The sequence below is a fragment of the Streptomyces caatingaensis genome (assembly GCF_001187435.1).
GTDB lineage: Bacteria > Actinomycetota > Actinomycetes > Streptomycetales > Streptomycetaceae > Streptomyces > Streptomyces caatingaensis.
In genome coordinates this window covers 694,219-710,376 of the sequence record NZ_LFXA01000002.1, presented here as the reverse complement: position 1 = coordinate 710,376, position 16,158 = coordinate 694,219, and the positions used below count along the sequence as shown (strand labels likewise).

The window sequence follows — 16,158 nt, the reverse complement described above, 5'->3', positions numbered from 1 at the left end:
GCCGTCCGGCCGCCCGGACGAGAAATCCGGAAGCGTGCGTTCCGTCAGCTGTCACTCCTCTGCCACTCCTCCCGGAGGTCGAGAATGAGGCGCTTCGCCCTTCCCCGGTTCCCCGTCCTCGCGGCGTCCACGGTGCTCGCCCTGGCGCTGACCGCCACCGCCGCGCAGGGCCACGGCGCCCCCGCGCCGGAGCGGGGGCCCGGCGCCCGGGCGGCCCACGACCAGCACTTCGGGCCCCGGGTGACCGTGCCGCCGGGCGAGTCCGCGCGCGCCACGGTGCACTGCCCGCGCGGCGAGAAACCGACCGGCGGGGGCGGCGCGGGCAGCGACGGCGTGTTCCTCACCGCGTCGACCACGCACGGGGGCGACGACTGGACGGTCCGGGCCTACAACAGCTCCGAGGACACCCCGGGCCGGCTGACCCCCTTCGTGGTCTGCGCCCCGGACGGCGCCCGCTTCCGGGGCAACGGCCCGCAGACCGCCCTCGCCCCGGGCGTGAACGGCTCGGTGAGCAACGCCTGCCCCGCGGGCGAGGTGGTCACCGGCGGCGGCTGGGACACCACCGGCGACCGGGTCTTCGTCACCCAGGGCAGCGCGACCGGCGACGTGTGGACGGTCCGCGGCGCCAACCGGGCCGGGGACAGCCAGGGCCCGTCGGTCACCCTGCTGTGCTCGGACCGCCCGCACTCCCAGCACCTCGGCCGCCAGGTCGTCCTGGAGCCGGGCCGGACCGCCAGCGCCACCGTGGCCTGCCCCGGCGGCGAGGTACCGACCGGAGGCGGCGGCTCCGCCCGGGACGACACCTTCGTCAGCGGCTCGGCCGGCACCCCCGACGGCCGGGGCTGGGAGACCCGGGCGACCAACACCGGCACCGAGCCGCAGACGCTGTTCGCCCAGGTGATCTGCGCCGCTCCGTGAGCGGACGCGCGGCCTCGGACCGGTCCCGGCCCCGGTCCCGGACGACCGGCTCCTGGAGCCCGGTCACCCAGTCCGCCGGGTCCGCGGGCCACTCCTTCAGGCAGAGCTCGCGGGGGTGGCCCGCGGACCGGTATCCGTGGGCCCCGATCCAGCGGGCCAGGGCCTGGGCCGTCGGCAGCACGTCGTCCACCGGGCCCCGGTGGACGACGGTGGCGGCGGCCCCGCCGGCGGACAGGTCCACCGTCGTGACACCGTGCTCCGGCCCCGGCGCGGCCGTGCCGGGCGAAGTCTCCGGTGGTGAACACGGTGTGGTCACCGCACCGTCTGACACCGTGTCAGGGTCAAGCGGCCCCTCCGCGGGCGTGCGGGCCGCCGCGTGTGCGGGCGCGCAGGGCCCGCCGTAGCCTGGAGGACGGGGGCAGGGGTACGGAGGTGATTCCCGTGCAGCATGTCGCCGGATGGCATGTGGAAGTCGAGTTCGACGAGGACGAGCGCCACGCGCGCGCCGCGGCGATGCTCCGGCTGCGCGACGGCACGGAGCTGAGGGCCCGGGGCCAGGCGGCCCGGCACCCCGACGACCCGGGCGAGCCCCGGGTGGGCGAGGAGCTGGCGGGCGCCCGGGCCCTGGCCGATCTCGCCGATCAGCTCAGGGAGAAGGGCGGCCGCGAGGCGCACGAGCTGCGCACGGCCGGGGCGGCGTAGCGCCCGGCCCGCCGCCCGTCCGGTTCACGCGCCCGCGTCGCAGGGCGCGTGGGCCGTCCGGTCACGCCCGGTCGAGTAGAGGTAGCTGTCGGGGAACTGCTCCGCCGCCAGCGTGCGGCCCACGACGATCACGGCGGTGCGGACGACTCCGGCCTCCCGCACCCGGCCGGCGATGTCGGCGAGGGTGCCGCGCAGCACCACCTCGTCGGGCCGGCTGGCCAGGGCGACGACGGCGGCCGGGCAGTCGGCGCCGTAGTGCGGCAGCAGTTCGGCGACGACGCGGTCGGTGTAGCGGACGGCGAGGTGCAGGACGAGCAGGGCGCCGCTGCGGCCCAGGGTGGCCAGGTCCTCGCCGGGCGGCATGGGCGTGGCCTGCTGCGCGACGCGGGTGAGGATCACGGTCTGGCCGACGGTCGGCACGGTCAGCTCGCGGCCGAGCGCGGCCGCCGCCGCCGCGAACGCCGGAACGCCGGGGACGATCTCGTAGGGGATGCCGTGCGCGTCCAGGCGGCGCATCTGCTCGGCGACGGCGCTGAAGACGGACGGGTCGCCGGAGTGCAGGCGGGCGACGTCGTACCCCTCCTCGTGGGCGCGGACGAACTCGGCCGTGATCGCGTCCAGGTCGAGGCGGGCGGTGTCGATCAGCCGGGCGCCGGGCGGGCACTCGTCCAGCAGCTCCCGGGGCACGAGGCTGCCGGCGTACAGGCAGACGCCGCAGCGGGCCAGGGTCCGGGCGCCGCGCAGCGTGATCAGGTCGGCGGCGCCGGGTCCGGCACCGATGAAGTACACGGTCATGACGGTGAATCTCCTTGTGCGACGGCCGGCTTGACCACGGACCACTGGGTGACCGGCATGGCCTGCCGCCAGCCGGTGAACCCGCCGACGGGGGCGGCGTGCGCGACGGCGAGGCGGGTGAGCCCGCCGCCGTGGCGGCGGTGCCACGCGGCGAGCAGGGCCTCGGACTCCAGGGTGACGGTGTTGGCGACGAGCCGGCCGCCGGGCGGCAGGGCGTCCCAGCAGGCGTCCAGCAGGCCGGGCGCCGTGAGCCCGCCGCCGACGAACACGGCGTCGGGCACGGGGAGCCGGGCGAGCGCCGCGGGCGCGGCGCCGGTGACGACGCGCAGGGCGGGGACGCCGAGGGCCTCGGCGTTGCGCTCGATGCGGGAGGCGCGGGCGGGGTCGCGCTCGACGGCGACGGCCCGGCAGGAGCGGTGGGCGCGCATCCACTCGATGCCGATCGAGCCGGAGCCCCCGCCGACGTCCCACAGCAGTTCGCCGGGGGCGGGGGCGAGGGCGGCGAGCGTGGCCGCCCGTATGTGACGCTTCGTCAACTGCCCGTCGTTCTCGAACGCTTCGTCCGGCAGGCCGGGCACGAGCGACAGCCGCAGCGCGTCCGGGGCGGGGCGGCACTCGACGGCGACGAGGTTGAGCGGGTCGCCGGCCGGGTGGTCCCACTCCTCGGCGGTGCCCTCGCGGCGGGCCTCGCGGCCGGAGCCGAGCTGTTCGAGGACGGTCATCCGGCTGGGGCCGAAGCCGCGGTCGCGCAGCAGGGCGGCGATCTCCGCGGGGGTGCCCGCCCCCGCGCTGAGGACCAGCAGCCGGCGGCCGGCGTGCAGCGCCGCCGCCAGTGCGGCGAGCGGGCGCCCGACGGCGCTGACGACCTCGGTCTCCTCCAGCGGCCAGCCGAGGCGGGCGCAGGCGTAGGAGGCGGACGACGGGTGCGGGATCACCCGCAGCCGCTCCGGGCCCACTTCCTCGGCCAGCGCCCGTCCGATGCCGAAGAACATGGGATCGCCGCTGGCCAGGACGCAGACGCGGCGTCCCGCGTGCTCGGCGAGCAGGCCCGGCACCGCGGGCCGCAGCGGCGACGGCCAGGCCACGCGCTCGGCCGCGCAGTCCGGCGGGAGCAGCGCGAGCTGGCGGGGGCCCGCGATGACGACCTCCGCCGCGCGCAGCGCCTCCCGCGCCGCGGGCGCGAGTCCGGTCCGGCCGTCGGCGCCGACGCCTACGACGGTCACGTGGGTCACGGAAGTCCTCGGTCCTCGGCTGGTGGTGTGCGGGGCACGGATGTGCGGGGGCACGGAAACTCTACTGACCTGCGGGGACGGCCCGACACCCACCACCTTGTTGCGTATCATTTGCAAGTACGTCAAGTGGGCAGGAGGCGCGCCGTGGGGCGTTCACCGGTGGTGCTGGGTATCGAGTCGTCCTGTGACGAGACCGGCGCCGGGCTGGTCCGGGAGGGGAGGCTGCTGGGGCACGCGGTGGCCTCCAGCATGGACGAGCACGCCCGCTTCGGCGGCGTCGTCCCCGAGATCGCGGCCCGCGCGCACGTGCACGCGGCGACGCCGGTGGTGCGGCGGGCGCTGGCCGAGGCGGGCCTGACGATGTCCGACATCGGCGCGGTCGCGGTGACCACGGGCCCCGGCCTGTCCGGCGCCCTCCAGGTCGGGGTGGCGGCGGCGAAGGGCCTCGCGTACGCGCTCGGCGTCCCGCTGTACGGCGTCCACCACCTGGCCGGGCACGTCGCCGCCGACACCCTGGAGCACGGGCCGCTGCCCGATCCGTGCGTGGTCCTGATCGTCTCCGGCGGCCACACGTCGCTGCTGCTGGTCCGCGACCTGGCCCGCGACCCGATCGTGCACCTCGGGGACACGCTCGACGACGCGGCCGGCGAGTGCTTCGACAAGGTCGCGCGGGTCTTCGGGCTGCCCTATCCCGGCGGGCCGGCCGTCGACCGGGCCGCCCGGGACGGCGACCCGCGCGCGGTCGCCTTCCCGCGCCCGATGACCGGGCCGCGCGACGACCCCTGGACGTTCTCCTTCTCCGGTCTGAAGACGGCCGCGGCCCGCTGGGCCGAGCGGCACCGGGCGGCCGGGCGCCCGCTGCCCGTCGCCGACGGCGCCGCCTCCCTCCAGGAGGCCGTCGCGGACGTCCTGACGCGCAAGGCGGTGGCGGCCTGCACGGAGTACGGGGTGGGGACGCTGGTCGTCGTCGGCGGCGTCGCGGCCAACTCCCGCGTCCGCTCCCTGGCGGAGGAACGCTGTGCCGCGGCCGGGATCCGGCTGCGGGTGCCGCCGCTGCGTCTCTGCACGGACAACGGCGCGATGATCGCCGCCATCGGCGACCTCCTGGTCCGCGCCGGCGCCGAGCCGGCCCCCCTGAACGTGTCGGTCGACCCGTCGGCGCCGCTGGAGTACGCGGCCCTGCACCCCGTGGCCGCCTGAGCCGTCTCCTTCTGCCCGCCTCTCCCCCGGGGAATCCCTCTGGGGGCGGGGCCGGGGCGGAGACCGCCCGGCGGCGGACTACCAGTTCGCCTTGCGGTAGTCCTTCAGGAAGCACCCGTACAGGTCCTCCCCCTCCTCGCCCCGCACGATCGGGTCGTACACCCGCGCCGCCCCGTCGACGAGGTCGAGCGGTGCGTGGAAGCCCGCGGCCGCGAGCCGCACCTTGTCCGGGTGCGGGCGCTCGTCCGTGATCCAGCCGGTGTCGACGCTGGTCATGAGGATGCCGTCGGACTCGAACATCTCCTGCGCGCTGGTGCGCGTGAGCATGTTGAGCGCGGCCTTGGCCATGTTCGTGTGCGGGTGCCCGGCGCCCTTGTAGCCGCGGCTGAAGACGCCCTCCATGGCGGAGACGTTGACGACGTACTTGCGCCGGGCCGCCGCCGCGGCCATGACCGGCCGCAGCCGGCTGATGAGGATGAACGGCGCGGTGGAATTGCAGAGTTGGACCTCCAGCAGCTCGACCGGGTCGACCTCGGAGACGGTCTGGATCCAGCTGTTGCTGGCGTCGAGGTCCGGCACCAGCCCGCCCGCGTCGATCGCCGTCCCGGCCTCGATCCGGGCGAGCGACGCGGACCCGCCGACGAGCGCGAGGTCGGTGACGTCCTGCGCGGTGAGCCCGTCCCCGCGCCCGGCCGGCAGCGCCGCGACGGAGTCGACGGCCCCGCTGCCGAAGGCGCCGATGACCTCGGCCGCCGGCAGCTCCCCGGCGGGCAGCGGCGCGGACTCGGCGGCGACGAGCTCGCTGTAGGCGCGCGGCGAACGCCGCACCGTCTGGGCCGCGTTGTTGATCAGGATGTCGAGCGGGCCCTCGGCGGCGACGGAGTCGGCGAGGGCGACGACCTGCGCCGGGTCGCGCAGGTCGATGCCGACGATCTTCAGCCGGTGGATCCACTCGTCGCTGTCCGGCATCGCCTTGAAGCGGCGGATCGCGTCGTTGGGGAAGCGCGTGGTGATCGTCGTGTGCGCGCCGTCCCGCAGCAGCCGCAGCGCGATGTACATCCCGATCTTGGCCCGGCCGCCGGTGAGCAGCGCGCGGCGGCCGGTGAGGTCGGCGCGGGCGTCGCGGCGGGCCCGGTTGAAGGCGGCGCACTCGCGGCAGAGCTGGTGGTAGAAGGCGTCGACCTCGACGTAGCGGGTCTTGCAGATGTAGCAGGAGCGGGGCCGCTCCAGGACGCCGGCGATCTCGCCGAGCGCGGTGGAGCTGGGCAGGATGCCCTGCGTCTCGTCGTCGATGCGGTCGGCGGAGCCAGTGGCGGTGGCCTCGGTGACCCTGCGGTCGTTCTCGGTCTTGGCGGCCCGGCGCTCCTGTCGGCGGCGCTGCTTCACCATGCGGTAGATGCCGGAGGTGGCCCGCCGGACGGTGACGGCGTCGGGGTGGTCGAGCGGCAGTCCGTCCAGTTCCTTGAGCACGTCGAGGCAGACCGCCAGGCGCTCGGGGTCGATGCCCGCCTGCTCGGCCGCACCGTTCGCGTCGCCGCGGCTCTCTTCTGTGACCGTCATTGCCGCTGTTCGTTCCAGTCCATGCGTTCGATTGAAGCTTCCAGGAAACTGTACGGAAGCCCGGCCCCGGCTCCAAACCCGCACCGGAGGCCCCGGGACGGCTCCCCCGCCGCGCCCGCACCCCGGGCACCCCGCGCACGGACCGCCCCACGGCGGCCCGTCCCACTCCCCCGCATCGGGCGACATCCCAAACCCCGCGCATCACATCTGACTTATTGCACCCAATGGGTTAATTCCGGCTTCAACGGCCATTTTTGGAGCATCCCCACCCGAACCCCCGGCCACAATGGCCGCTCAACACCCCTTAGAAAGGCACAGTCCATGTCGCGTATCGCCAAGGCCGCACTCCTGACCGCCGCAGCCGGCGCCGTCGTCACCGGCGCCTCGGGCATCGCTTCCGCCGACGCCGACGCCAACGGCGCGGCCATCGGCTCCCCCGGTGTGATCTCCGGCAACACCATCCAGGTCCCGATCCACCTGCCGATCAACCTGTGCGGCAACTCGATCGACCTCATCGCCCTGCTGAACCCGACGTTCGGGAACACCTGCGTCGCCGACTGACCCGTCCCCCCAAAGAACGATCAGTTCCGAAGGACTGCGGTACACCGGACCGCACAGTCGCGCGGGGCGGTCACAGTCAGCCGCCGGAACCGCCCGTCGCGCACCCGTGGCGCCCATCACCTCCCGTGATGGGCGCCACGTCCTTGTCCGCGGGGGTGCCGGCCGCCGTCATGCGGGCGCGAGCAGCTGCCGGCGCAGGTGGGCGCAGGTGCGGCTGAGGATCCGCGAGATCTGCATCTGGGAGACGCCCAGGCGCGCGCCGATCTGCTGCTGGGTGAGGTTGCCGAAGAAGTGCCAGTAGAGGACGGACTTCTCCCGCTCGGGGAGGGCGTCCAGCAGCGGCCGCAGCGACTGCCGGTCGATCACCAGGTCCAGCGCCCGGTCGATGCGGCCGAGGGTGTCCGCGAGCGGCAGCTCGCCGGCGCCGTCGACGGGGTGGTCGAGGGAGAGGGTGTGGTGCACCCCGTCCGCGTCGATCCCCCGCCGCACCTCCGCCTCGGTCAGGCCCGCCTCCTCGGCGATGGCCGCCTCGGTGACGCGGGCGCCGGCGTCGCGCTGCTCCAGCCGCGAGCGGGCGGCGCGCACGGCGGCCCTCAACTCCTGGTCGCGGCGCGGGATGTGCAGCGACCAGACGTGGTCGCGGACGTGGCGCTTGAGCTCCCCGTTGATGGTGGGGACGGCGAAGGACTCGAAGGCGAAGCCCCGGGCGGGGTCGAACCGGTCCACGGCGCGGACCAGGGCCAGGGCGGCGACCTGCCGCAGGTCGGCCGGGCTCTCCCCGCTCGACCGGTAGCGCAGGCTGATGCGCTCGGCCATGGGCAGCCACGCCGCGATCAGCTCCTGGCGGAGCCTCGCCCGCTCGGGCCCGTCCGGGAGCGCGGCGAGCCGCGCGAACATCCCGGGGGCGGAGGCCGGGGTCCGGCGCGTACGGCGCCGGGTGGCAGCTTCCGTCATGGTCACCGTGGTCCCCTCACTCGTACGCCAAGGAGTGACTGCCGGCGGTTTCAGCATGACCCGGCGCCTCGTGTTGCGCGACTCGGCGCAGCGGCACCGTCACCCTGAGCGAAGGACCCGCCCCGGGCGGCCGGACGCGCCGGGCAGCAGGGCCCCCGCCCGCTTGACCGTCCGGATCACCGGGGCGGTCTCCATCGAGCGGATCGCGTCCAGCGCGGCGACGCGTTCGGTGAGGTAGCGCGAAAGGGCTTGTGTGTCACGGCAGTTGACGGCGGCCAGCAGGTTGGTGGGACCGGTGGTCAGGGCGACGAGGGAGACCTCCGGGTGCCGGGCGAGCTCCTCGGCCACGGCGGTCAGGCGCGAGGGGCGCACGGACATCCACAGCCGCGCCTCCGTGCGGAAGCCGAGGGCGGCGGGCGGGATGTCGATCAGGAGGACGAGCACGCCGGCGGCGCGCAGGGCCGCCAGCCGCCGGCGCACGGTCGACTCGGGACGGCCCGTCGCGGCCGCGAGCTCGGCGTGGCTCGCCCGGCCGTCCCGCGCGAGGTGTTCGAGCAGCGGGCGGTCCGCCGGGAGGAGGGTGATGTCACCGGTGTCGTCGACGGGCGGCGGGGCGAGCCGGGCGGCCTGTTCCGGCGTGAGCGCGGCGGCCCCGGCCCAGGTGCTGGGCAGGGCGTAGCGGCCGAGCAGCAGGTGGGCGGAGACGGAGGTGACGCGGGCGGTGCGGGGCAGCCGGTGCAGGAGCAGGGCCTCGCTCTCGTCGGCGTCGGAGGTCTGGACGCTGCACGAGATCTCCGTGCCGCCGGAGAGCAGATGGACGTACGAGGTGTCGGGGCGGGCCGCGAGCGCGTCGGCCAGGGCGACGGCCGCGTCGGGGGTGCAGCGCAGCCGGATCGTCCAGGCGCTCCCGCCGAGGCGGGTGCCGTCGACGCCACCGACGACGCGGAGGACGCCGGCGGTGCGCAGCCGCCGGTAGCGGCGGGCGACGGTGTTCTCCGAGACGCCGAGGGCCTCGCCGATGAGGCGGAAGGGCGCGCGGCCGTCGATCTGGAGGGCGTGGACGAGGGCGCGGTCGGTCGCGTCGAGGGTGACGGTATGCGTCTCCATGAGCGTGATCATGCCAGTATCCGGCAGCGGACCGGGCGTGGGTGGCGGCGGGCGGGGGCCGGGCCGGAGCGTACGGGCGTCCGCAACGCTCCGGTTTCCGTGGAGGAAGTCATGCGCAGGTGGTGGCCCCTGGTGGCCGTCTGTCTCGGCACGTTCGTGTTCCTGCTGGACACGACCGTGCTCTCCGTCGCCCTGCCCCGTGTCGGCGCGGGGCTGTCCGCCGGGCCGGCGGAGCTCCAGTGGGTGGTGACCGTCTACCCCCTCGTCCTGGCGGTGCTGACGCTGTCGGCGGGGGCACTGGCCGACCGCTTCGGGGCGCGGGCCGTGTACGCGGCCGGGCTGGCGGTCTTCGGCGCGGCCTCGCTGGTCTGCGGGCTGGCCCCGGACGTGCGGGTGCTGATCGCGGCGCGGGCGGTGCAGGGGGTGGGCGGCGCGGCGCTGGCCGTGACCGGGTTCGCCCTGCTCGGCGCGGTCTACCGGGGGCCGGACCTGGGCCGGGCGATGGGCGCGTTCGCGGCGGTGACGGGGCTGGGGGCGGCGGCCGGGCCGGTGATCGGGGGTGTGCTGACGCAGTACGCGGGATGGCGGTGGGTCTTCCTCCTCAACGTGCCGTTCGTCGCCGTCACGCTGGCGCTCGCCCTGCGGGTCCGCGAGGGCGGCGGCGGAGGCGCGCGGACGCGTACGGACGTGCCGGGCACGGCCGCGTTCGCCGTGTGCGCGGGCGCGCTCACCTACGCGCTGAACCGGGCGGGGAGCGGCGGGTGGGGCGCGTGGCCCGTGCCGGCCGCCCTGGCGGTCTCGGCGGTGGCGCTCGCCGTCCTGGTCCGCGTCGAGCGCCGGCGTCCCGATCCGCTGCTGGACGTGCGGCTGTTCGCGCGGGCCTCGTTCTCGGCCGTGATGGTGTGCGTGCTCGCCTCGACGGCGTCCTTCGCCGCGCTCGTCTACACCTCGCTGTGGCTGCAGTCGGGGCTCGGGCTGGGGCCGGTCCGCGCGGGGCTGGCGCTGCTGCCGCTCGCGCTGGCGTCCTGTGCGACCTCGCTGGTCGCCGGGAAGCGGCTGCACGGGCGGTCGCCGCGGGCGGTCCTGGCCGCGGGGCTGCTGCTCGCGGGGGCGGGCTGTGCGCTCCAGGCGGGGCTGGACGCGGGCTCGACGGCGGGCTCGGTGACGGCCGGGCTGGTGGTCACGGGCGTCGGGGTGGGGCTGACCGGCCCGGTGACGGGGGCGGCGGTGCTCGGCGCGCTGCCGCCGGAGCGCGCGGGGATGGCGGCGGGGGCGATGACGACGTTCCGGCAGCTCGGGCAGACGGTGGGGGTGGCCGTCTTCGGGATCCTCTTCCGGCAGGGCGGCGGCGCGGCCCACGCCGGGCTCAACCGCGTCCTGGTCGCCGCCGCGGTGGCCGGGCTGGCGGGGGCGGCGCTGGCCGGCGCGCTGGGCCCCCGCCGCGCGCCGGCCGCCGCCCGCTGAGCCGTCCCGGCCGGCTCAGCCCGCGACGCGGTCGCCGCGCGACAGCCCGGATCCCTCCGGGACGGCGGCCGGGTCGCCGCCCAGGTCCACGACGGCGTTGTGCTCGTCGACGAAGACCACGCGCGGCTCGTACGTCCTGGCCTCCGCGTCGTCCATCGCCCCGTAGGCGATGACGATGACGAGGTCGCCGGGGCTGATCAGCCGGGCCGCCGCGCCGTTGATCCCGATCACGCCGGAGCCGCGCGGCCCCTCGATGACATAGGTCGACAGCCGGGCGCCGTTGTCGATGTCGACGATGTCGACCTTCTCGCCGGGCAGCAGGTCGGCGGCGTCCATGAGGTCGGCGTCGAGGGTGAGCGAACCGACGTAGTGCAGGTCGGCCTGGGTCACCGTGGCGCGGTGGATCTTGGACTTGAGCATGGTGCGGATCATCGGGCACTCCTGAATCTCGGCTCCCTGCCTGCGTTTGTGCAGGTCAAGGGCGATCCCCCACTGTACCCCCGCTGCCCGGCCGGCCGGTCGGCGCGCTCACCGCACGGCGGTGACCAGGTAACCCTGCGGAACGCCGGGGGTGCCGCGGGGCGCGTCCGGGAAGGGCCACCGGCCGAGCCGGGAGCCGGCGGTTCCCAGGCGGGCGGCCCCGGCGCGCCAGCCGCGCCGGGCGAACAGCTCCTCGGGCTCCTCGTGGCCGTACCGCCACGTCATGCCGCGTTCGCGGAAGAGCGCGAGCATGGGCGCCAGCGCGGGGCTGTCGAGGAGCGACCGGCCGGCGAAGTCCACCACCGCCCGGCTGCCGGGGGCCGACAGGGCGGTGACGCGGTCCAGCAGGCCCGACACGGCGGCCTCGTCGAGGTACGGGGTCAGTCCCTCGGCGACCCAGCAGGCGGGCCGGTCCGCGCGGAAGCCCGCGTCGAGCAGGGCACCCGTCCAGTCCCCCGCCAGGTCGGTCCCCACGGCCACCCGGCGACGGCCTGCGGCGGACGCGCCGCGCAGGAGGCCGTCCTTGAGCGCCAGCAGGTCCGGGCGGTCCAGTTCGTGGACCACGGTCCCCTCGGGGAGGGGGAGGCGGAGCGCGCGGGTGTCCATGCCGGCGGCCAGGAGGACGACCTGCCGGATCCCGGCGCCGCAGGCGTCCAGCAGCGCCTCGTCGAAGAAGCGGGTGCGGACGGGGACGACCGGGATCTCCGTCGTGAGCGACCCCCGGAACTCCGCCAGCAGTTCGCGCCCGGCCGGCCCGGCCAGCGCGTCCGCCCACGGGTCGTCGAAGAGCCGGTCCGCGCGGCGCGCCTCACGGGCGCGTTCGGCGGCGGTCAGCCGGGCGGTGACGGAAACCGGGTCGAAGAGTTCTGTCATCGTTGTCTCCCTCATCGTTGTCTCCCTTGTCGGTCTTTCGTGGAAACGGGGAAGCGGAATGCGTCGGCCTGCGGTGGTGTACGGACCCGGACTCGACCCGGTCGACCGGAAGTTGATCCACGCGCTCCAGGTCGACGGCCGCGCGCCGCTCAGCCGCATCGCCTCGGTGATCGGTGTGCCGGACCGGACGCTGGGGCACCGCTTCCGCCGTCTCACGGAGTCGTCCGGGCTGCGCGTCGTGGGGATGCCGGACAGTCAACGCGTCGGTCTCACCGACTGGTTGGTGAGGATCCGCCGGGCGGGCGCGGCCGCCCCCACCCTGGCCGGGCGGCTGGCGCGGCGCCCCGAGGTGTCCTGGGTCGGCGTCCTCGCCGCCGGCACCGAGGTCACCTGCCTCGTGCGCACGCCGCCCGGCGAGGAGGACACCGCCCTCCGGCGGGCGCTGGGAGCGGTCCCCGCCTCCGCCGTCGTCACGCCGCAGTGCGTCCTCGCGGTCGTCGCCGGGGAGTCGGGATGGCCGGTCCGCACGGCCGCCCTGAGCGGGGACGAGGTGGCCGGCCTCGGTGCGGCGGCGCCGGAGGAGGACCGCGGCGGGCCCGTCCCGCTCCAGGAGGACGACTGGCGCCTGGTGAGCGCCCTGTCCCGGGACGGCCGCACCGGCGCCGCCCGGCTCGCCGGACTCACCGGCTGGTCGGAGGCGAGCGTCCGGCGCCGGCTGACGCGGCTGCGCTCGCGCGGCGCGGTGCGGTTCTCCGTCGACGTCCCGCCCGCGCTCTTCGGTTACGGCCTGGAGGCCGTGCTCTGGCTCAAGGTGTGCCCCGGGCGGCTGCCCGACGCCTCGCGCGCGCTCGCCGCCGACCCCGAAGTCGCCTTCGCGGCGCGGACGACGGGGGGCGGCAACCTCGTGGCCATGGTGGTGTGCCGCAACACCCCTGACCTCGCACGGTACTTGACGGAGCGGACGGAACGGCTCCCGGGCGTGCTGGAGGCCGAGGCCCAGCCGGTCGTCCGCCGGACCAAGCGCTGCGGGATCCCGGCGGGGCGGCCGTACGGCGCCGCTCCGGAAGGGGATTGAGGACGCGGGTGTGCGGCGCGTACGGCCGCGGGACGCGGGATGCGGGGCGGGACATGCGGACCTCCAGCGGGAACCGGTGACCATTCCGTTCCCGCCGAAGGCTTCCACGCGGACCGGCGAAGGGCACGGGAGTCCGCCGCGGCCGACGGGTTCCGCCAGGGGAACGCCGCGCGGTGACGGATGCACTCACGCGCGGCGGGAGAGGGCGGGAGGGGAGCGCGGCCGGGCCGCCGGGAGGACACAGCGATACGGCCGGCGACGCTCAAAGCACCCCCGTGGCTTTGAGCGGCCGCCGACCGCACGACCGGGACGTTAGCCATCCGCATCCGGGGATTGCAACTTGCTGCACCGGAATCGCAATGTATTGCGCCTAAAGTCGGTCCTGTTCGGCCTTCTACATTGACAAATTGGACAATCACTTACATAGAGCGGCGACCCCGCCCGGGAGTTGACATCGCACCCCCGTGCGGGGCGCTAGAGTCCAGGGGTCGGAGCGGTGGGTGAGAGGTCGGACGATGCATCAGGGGGGCGGGACGGCGGAGCCCCGGGGACACTCCTCCCTGGAGGAGCGGATCAACGCGGCGAAGGGCGACATAGCGCGTCGCCTGCGCTACATACGCCACCACCATCCCGACGGTCCCTTCACCCTCGCCGGGCTCGCCGAGCGGGCGGGGGTCTCCAAGCGGACGCTCTCGCACGCCGAGTCGGCGGACGGGTCGAACCTCACCCTGGAGACGCTGCTCAAGGTCTGCTACAGCCTGGGCATCGCGCGGGACGCCTACTTCCTGGACGAACAGGTCTTCCAGCAGGTCAACATGGAGCTGGAGGCCAGCTCGGGCCGCGAGGCCGGATGTGCGGCCCACGTGGACCTGCTCTGCCACCTGCTGACGGACATCGCCGACTCCGCCGCCCAGGCGCGCGGCGTCCTGCGCGCCCTGCCGCCGGAGCAGCGGCGTCCGCCGGGGCGGACGGCGCCACCGGGGCCCCCGGGTCCGTACGGGCTCAGCTGACCTCGGCGATCAGCAGGGCCGCGTCGTCCTCGTTGCCCAGGCGGAAGGTCGAGAGCAGCAGGTCGCAGGTCTCCTCCAGGCCGCGCCGGGCGCCGCCCAGGACCCGGACGAGCGCCGCGAGGCGGTCGTCGATGGACTCGTCCCTGGTCTCGACCAGTCCGTCGGTGTAGAGGACGAGCCGGTCGCGGGGCCGCAGGTCGACGACGACGCTCTCGAAGGGGACGTCGCCGACGCCGAGCGGCGCGCCGGTGGGCAGGTCGAGCAGGACGGGCGGGCGGCCGTCGCGGAGGAGGACGGGCGGGAGGTGCCCGGCGTTGGCGACGCGGCAGCAGCCCTCCCCGGGGTCGTAGACGGCGTACACGCAGGTGGCGATGAGCTGGCCGAGGCCGGTGGCGGCCTGGTCGAGGTGGCGCAGCACCTGGGCGGGGTCGAGGCCGAGGCCGGAGAGGGTGCGGGCGGCGGTGCGCAGCTGGCCCATGGCGGCGGCCGCGGTGATGCCGCTGCCCATGACGTCGCCGACGACCAGGGCGCTGCGGCCGCCGTCCTGCGGCACGACGTCGAACCAGTCGCCGCCGACCTGGCCGGCGGCGCCGGCGGGCTGGTAGCGGTGGGCGACTTCGAGGCCGACGGGGCTCGGCGGGCGCTGGGGCAGCAGGGTGCGCTGGAGGCTGACGACGGTGGCGCGTTCGCGCTGGTACCAGCGGGCGTTGTCGATGCAGACGGCGGCGCGGGCGGCGAGTTCGCCGGCGAGCACGACGTCGTCGTCGCCGAACGGGACGGGGTTGTCGGTGCGTTTGAGGTCGAGGGCGCCGAGCACCTCGCCGCGGGCGATCAGCGGGACGGCGACGTAGGAGTGCAGTCCGGCACGGGCGAGGACGGCGGCGGAGGTGCGGTCGCGGGCGATGTGGGGCAGGTCGCGGGTGCCGACGCGGGGCAGGTGGACGGGGCGTCCGGTGGTGACGCAGCGGGTGACCAGGCGGTCGGCCGGGTAGTGGGCGATCTCGCCGGGCGGGTCGGCGGCGCGGGCGGCGTCGGCGGCCCCGGCGGTGCCGGCGGAGGCGACGGCGAGGGCCCGGATGGCGGCGGCCCTGCTGTCCGCCGGGGCGGCGCGCCCGCCCTCCAGGGCGGTGTCGAGGACGTCGACGGCGGCGACGTCCGCGAGGTCGGGCACGACGACCTCGGCGAGCTCGCGGGCGGTCTGGTCGAGGTCGAGGGTGGTGCCGATGAGCACGGAGGCGTCGGCGATCAGGGCGAGCCGGCGGCGGGCCTCGCCGGCGGCGATGTCGGCGCGGTGGCGGTCGGTGACGTCGACGACGGAGGCGGCGAGGCCGAGGACGTGGCCGCCCGCGTCCTCCAGGCGGAAGTACGAGACGAGCCGGGCCCGGTCGTCGGCGGCCCCGGCGAGGCCGCCGGTGACGAACCGGTCCAGCAGCGGCCGGCCGGTGGCGAGCACCCGCCGCATGGCGCGCTCGCTGGTGTCGGCGTCGATGTAGGGCAGGACGTCGCGGACGCGGCGGCCGACGTGCTCCTCGGCGGGCAGTCCGTGGATCCGCTCCAGGGCCGGGTTGACCATGACGTAGCGCAGGTCGGTGTCGATCACGGCGAGGCCGATCGGGGACTGCGCCACCAGGCGCATGGAGAGCGCCAGGTCCCGCTCGACCTTGTTGAGGACCTCGTGGTCGGTGGCGATGCCGAGGGCGTAGAAGGCGCCGTGCCGGTCCTCCAGGCGGACGTTGCGCAGCTCGACGAGGCGGGGACGGCCGTCCTTGTGCCGGACGGGGAAGACCCCGGCCCAGCTCTCGCCCTCGCCCATGACCCGGGAGAAGAGGCCGAGGACGACGTCCATGTCGTCCTCGGAGACGAGCAGCCGGGCGGCGTACTGGCCGAGCGCCTCGGCCGGCGTCCAGCCGAAGAGCTGCTCGGCCTGCGGGCTCCACAGGACGATGCGGCCGTCGCGGTCCAGGACGACGGCGGCCACGCTCAGCACGTCGAGGAGGCCGCTCACGCCGCCGTCCTGGCCGCCGCCGTCCCGGCCGGGGGCCGGGCGGTGTGCGTCGGTGCTGCCCATGGAGGGTCCTCCTCGCGCCCGCGCCTCTCGCGCGCGTTCCCGGCGGTGCGCGCCGCGGCGCTCTCCATGGTCTCTCGGATGGGGCGCAGTGCGCAGCCTGGTGCGCGAGTGAGGGGTGGGGCGGGGATTTCCTCCCCCCACCCCTGCCCGCGTCCCGGG

15 protein-coding genes are annotated in these 16,158 nt (G+C 75.8%); 7 read left to right on the top strand and 8 right to left on the bottom strand.

What is annotated here, in order from left to right:
* The first annotated feature begins 84 nt into the window (after positions 1–84).
* Both AC230_RS03750 and AC230_RS03745 read left to right on the top strand, forming a co-directional pair.
* On the top strand, positions 85–918 hold the full coding sequence (locus AC230_RS03750; RefSeq protein WP_049714460.1) for a hypothetical protein: 834 nt from the start codon (positions 85–87) through the stop codon (positions 916–918).
* 441 nt (positions 919–1,359) lie between these two features.
* Complete coding sequence (locus AC230_RS03745) at positions 1,360–1,620, top strand: dsRBD fold-containing protein (protein WP_049714459.1); 261 nt, start codon at positions 1,360–1,362, stop codon at positions 1,618–1,620.
* 24 nt (positions 1,621–1,644) lie between these two features.
* Here AC230_RS03745 and cobM read toward each other — a convergent pair whose 3' ends face one another.
* Both cobM and cbiE read right to left on the bottom strand, forming a co-directional pair.
* Positions 1,645–2,415: a precorrin-4 C(11)-methyltransferase gene (gene cobM / locus AC230_RS03740; protein WP_049714458.1), complete on the bottom strand. Its 771-nt coding sequence runs from the start codon at positions 2,413–2,415 to the stop codon at positions 1,645–1,647.
* Positions 2,412–3,638 (bottom strand): precorrin-6y C5,15-methyltransferase (decarboxylating) subunit CbiE, encoded by a 1,227-nt coding sequence (cbiE, locus tag AC230_RS03735; RefSeq protein ID WP_241833110.1) that lies wholly within the window; start codon positions 3,636–3,638, stop codon positions 2,412–2,414. Before cbiE ends, cobM begins: the two co-directional genes overlap by 4 nt.
* A gap of 168 nt (positions 3,639–3,806) precedes the next feature.
* On the opposite strand from cbiE, the gene tsaD reads away from it, so the two are divergent.
* On the top strand, positions 3,807–4,847 hold the full coding sequence (tsaD, locus tag AC230_RS03730) for a tRNA (adenosine(37)-N6)-threonylcarbamoyltransferase complex transferase subunit TsaD (RefSeq protein WP_422125558.1): 1,041 nt from the start codon (positions 3,807–3,809) through the stop codon (positions 4,845–4,847).
* Positions 4,848–4,925: 78 nt separating this feature from the next.
* Here tsaD and AC230_RS03725 read toward each other — a convergent pair whose 3' ends face one another.
* On the bottom strand, positions 4,926–6,407 hold the full coding sequence (locus AC230_RS03725) for an SDR family NAD(P)-dependent oxidoreductase (RefSeq protein ID WP_049714456.1): 1,482 nt from the start codon (positions 6,405–6,407) through the stop codon (positions 4,926–4,928).
* A gap of 321 nt (positions 6,408–6,728) precedes the next feature.
* Here AC230_RS03725 and AC230_RS03720 point away from each other — a divergent pair, with 321 nt between their 5' ends.
* Positions 6,729–6,968, top strand: coding sequence for a chaplin (locus AC230_RS03720; protein ID WP_049714455.1), 240 nt, complete (start codon positions 6,729–6,731; stop codon positions 6,966–6,968).
* A gap of 168 nt (positions 6,969–7,136) precedes the next feature.
* On the opposite strand, the gene AC230_RS03715 is transcribed toward AC230_RS03720, so the two are convergent.
* Positions 7,137–7,922: a sigma-70 family RNA polymerase sigma factor gene (locus AC230_RS03715; protein ID WP_049714996.1), complete on the bottom strand. Its 786-nt coding sequence runs from the start codon at positions 7,920–7,922 to the stop codon at positions 7,137–7,139.
* 99 nt (positions 7,923–8,021) lie between these two features.
* A complete protein-coding gene (locus AC230_RS03710; protein WP_049714995.1) occupies positions 8,022–9,029 on the bottom strand; it encodes an Lrp/AsnC family transcriptional regulator in 1,008 nt (335 codons plus the stop codon).
* A 111-nt stretch (positions 9,030–9,140) separates the two neighbouring features.
* Here AC230_RS03710 and AC230_RS03705 point away from each other — a divergent pair, with 111 nt between their 5' ends.
* Complete coding sequence (locus AC230_RS03705; protein ID WP_049714454.1) at positions 9,141–10,493, top strand: MFS transporter; 1,353 nt, start codon at positions 9,141–9,143, stop codon at positions 10,491–10,493.
* A gap of 15 nt (positions 10,494–10,508) precedes the next feature.
* Here the strand turns inward: AC230_RS03705 and panD are convergent, their stop codons facing one another.
* Both panD and AC230_RS03695 read right to left on the bottom strand, forming a co-directional pair.
* Positions 10,509–10,925 carry an aspartate 1-decarboxylase gene (panD, locus tag AC230_RS03700; RefSeq protein ID WP_049714453.1) on the bottom strand — a complete coding sequence of 139 codons (417 nt, stop codon included), beginning with the start codon at positions 10,923–10,925 and terminating at the stop codon, positions 10,509–10,511.
* A 96-nt stretch (positions 10,926–11,021) separates the two neighbouring features.
* Entirely contained in the window at positions 11,022–11,846 is an 825-nt protein-coding gene (locus AC230_RS03695; RefSeq protein WP_053160980.1) for an SAM-dependent methyltransferase, read from the bottom strand.
* Between the two features lie 58 nt (positions 11,847–11,904).
* On the opposite strand from AC230_RS03695, the gene AC230_RS03690 reads away from it, so the two are divergent.
* Positions 11,905–12,921 (top strand): Lrp/AsnC family transcriptional regulator, encoded by a 1,017-nt coding sequence (locus AC230_RS03690; protein WP_078870931.1) that lies wholly within the window; start codon positions 11,905–11,907, stop codon positions 12,919–12,921.
* A gap of 515 nt (positions 12,922–13,436) precedes the next feature.
* Positions 13,437–13,931 (top strand): helix-turn-helix domain-containing protein, encoded by a 495-nt coding sequence (locus AC230_RS03685; RefSeq protein WP_049714450.1) that lies wholly within the window; start codon positions 13,437–13,439, stop codon positions 13,929–13,931.
* Here the strand turns inward: AC230_RS03685 and AC230_RS03680 are convergent.
* Positions 13,924–15,999 carry a SpoIIE family protein phosphatase gene (locus AC230_RS03680; RefSeq protein WP_049714449.1) on the bottom strand — a complete coding sequence of 692 codons (2,076 nt, stop codon included), beginning with the start codon at positions 15,997–15,999 and terminating at the stop codon, positions 13,924–13,926. The genes AC230_RS03685 and AC230_RS03680 overlap by 8 nt on opposite strands.
* Positions 16,000–16,158 lie beyond the last annotated feature (159 nt).

What these genes read in the sequence shown, in the direction of transcription:
- AC230_RS03750 (WP_049714460.1), top strand. Translation starts at nt 85, where the DNA reads ATGAGGCGCTTCGCCCTTCCCCGGTTCCCCGTCCTCGCGGCGTCCACG.
- cobM (WP_049714458.1), bottom strand. Translation starts at nt 2,415, where the DNA reads ATGACCGTGTACTTCATCGGTGCCGGACCCGGCGCCGCCGACCTGATC.
- AC230_RS03725 (WP_049714456.1), bottom strand. Translation starts at nt 6,407, where the DNA reads ATGACGGTCACAGAAGAGAGCCGCGGCGACGCGAACGGTGCGGCCGAG.
- AC230_RS03720 (WP_049714455.1), top strand. Translation starts at nt 6,729, where the DNA reads ATGTCGCGTATCGCCAAGGCCGCACTCCTGACCGCCGCAGCCGGCGCC.
- AC230_RS03715 (WP_049714996.1), bottom strand. Translation starts at nt 7,922, where the DNA reads ATGACGGAAGCTGCCACCCGGCGCCGTACGCGCCGGACCCCGGCCTCC.
- AC230_RS03710 (WP_049714995.1), bottom strand. Translation starts at nt 9,029, where the DNA reads ATGGAGACGCATACCGTCACCCTCGACGCGACCGACCGCGCCCTCGTC.
- AC230_RS03705 (WP_049714454.1), top strand. Translation starts at nt 9,141, where the DNA reads ATGCGCAGGTGGTGGCCCCTGGTGGCCGTCTGTCTCGGCACGTTCGTG.
- panD (WP_049714453.1), bottom strand. Translation starts at nt 10,925, where the DNA reads ATGATCCGCACCATGCTCAAGTCCAAGATCCACCGCGCCACGGTGACC.
- AC230_RS03695 (WP_053160980.1), bottom strand. Translation starts at nt 11,846, where the DNA reads ATGACAGAACTCTTCGACCCGGTTTCCGTCACCGCCCGGCTGACCGCC.
- AC230_RS03690 (WP_078870931.1), top strand. Translation starts at nt 11,905, where the DNA reads ATGCGTCGGCCTGCGGTGGTGTACGGACCCGGACTCGACCCGGTCGAC.
- AC230_RS03685 (WP_049714450.1), top strand. Translation starts at nt 13,437, where the DNA reads ATGCATCAGGGGGGCGGGACGGCGGAGCCCCGGGGACACTCCTCCCTG.
- AC230_RS03680 (WP_049714449.1), bottom strand. Translation starts at nt 15,999, where the DNA reads ATGGGCAGCACCGACGCACACCGCCCGGCCCCCGGCCGGGACGGCGGC.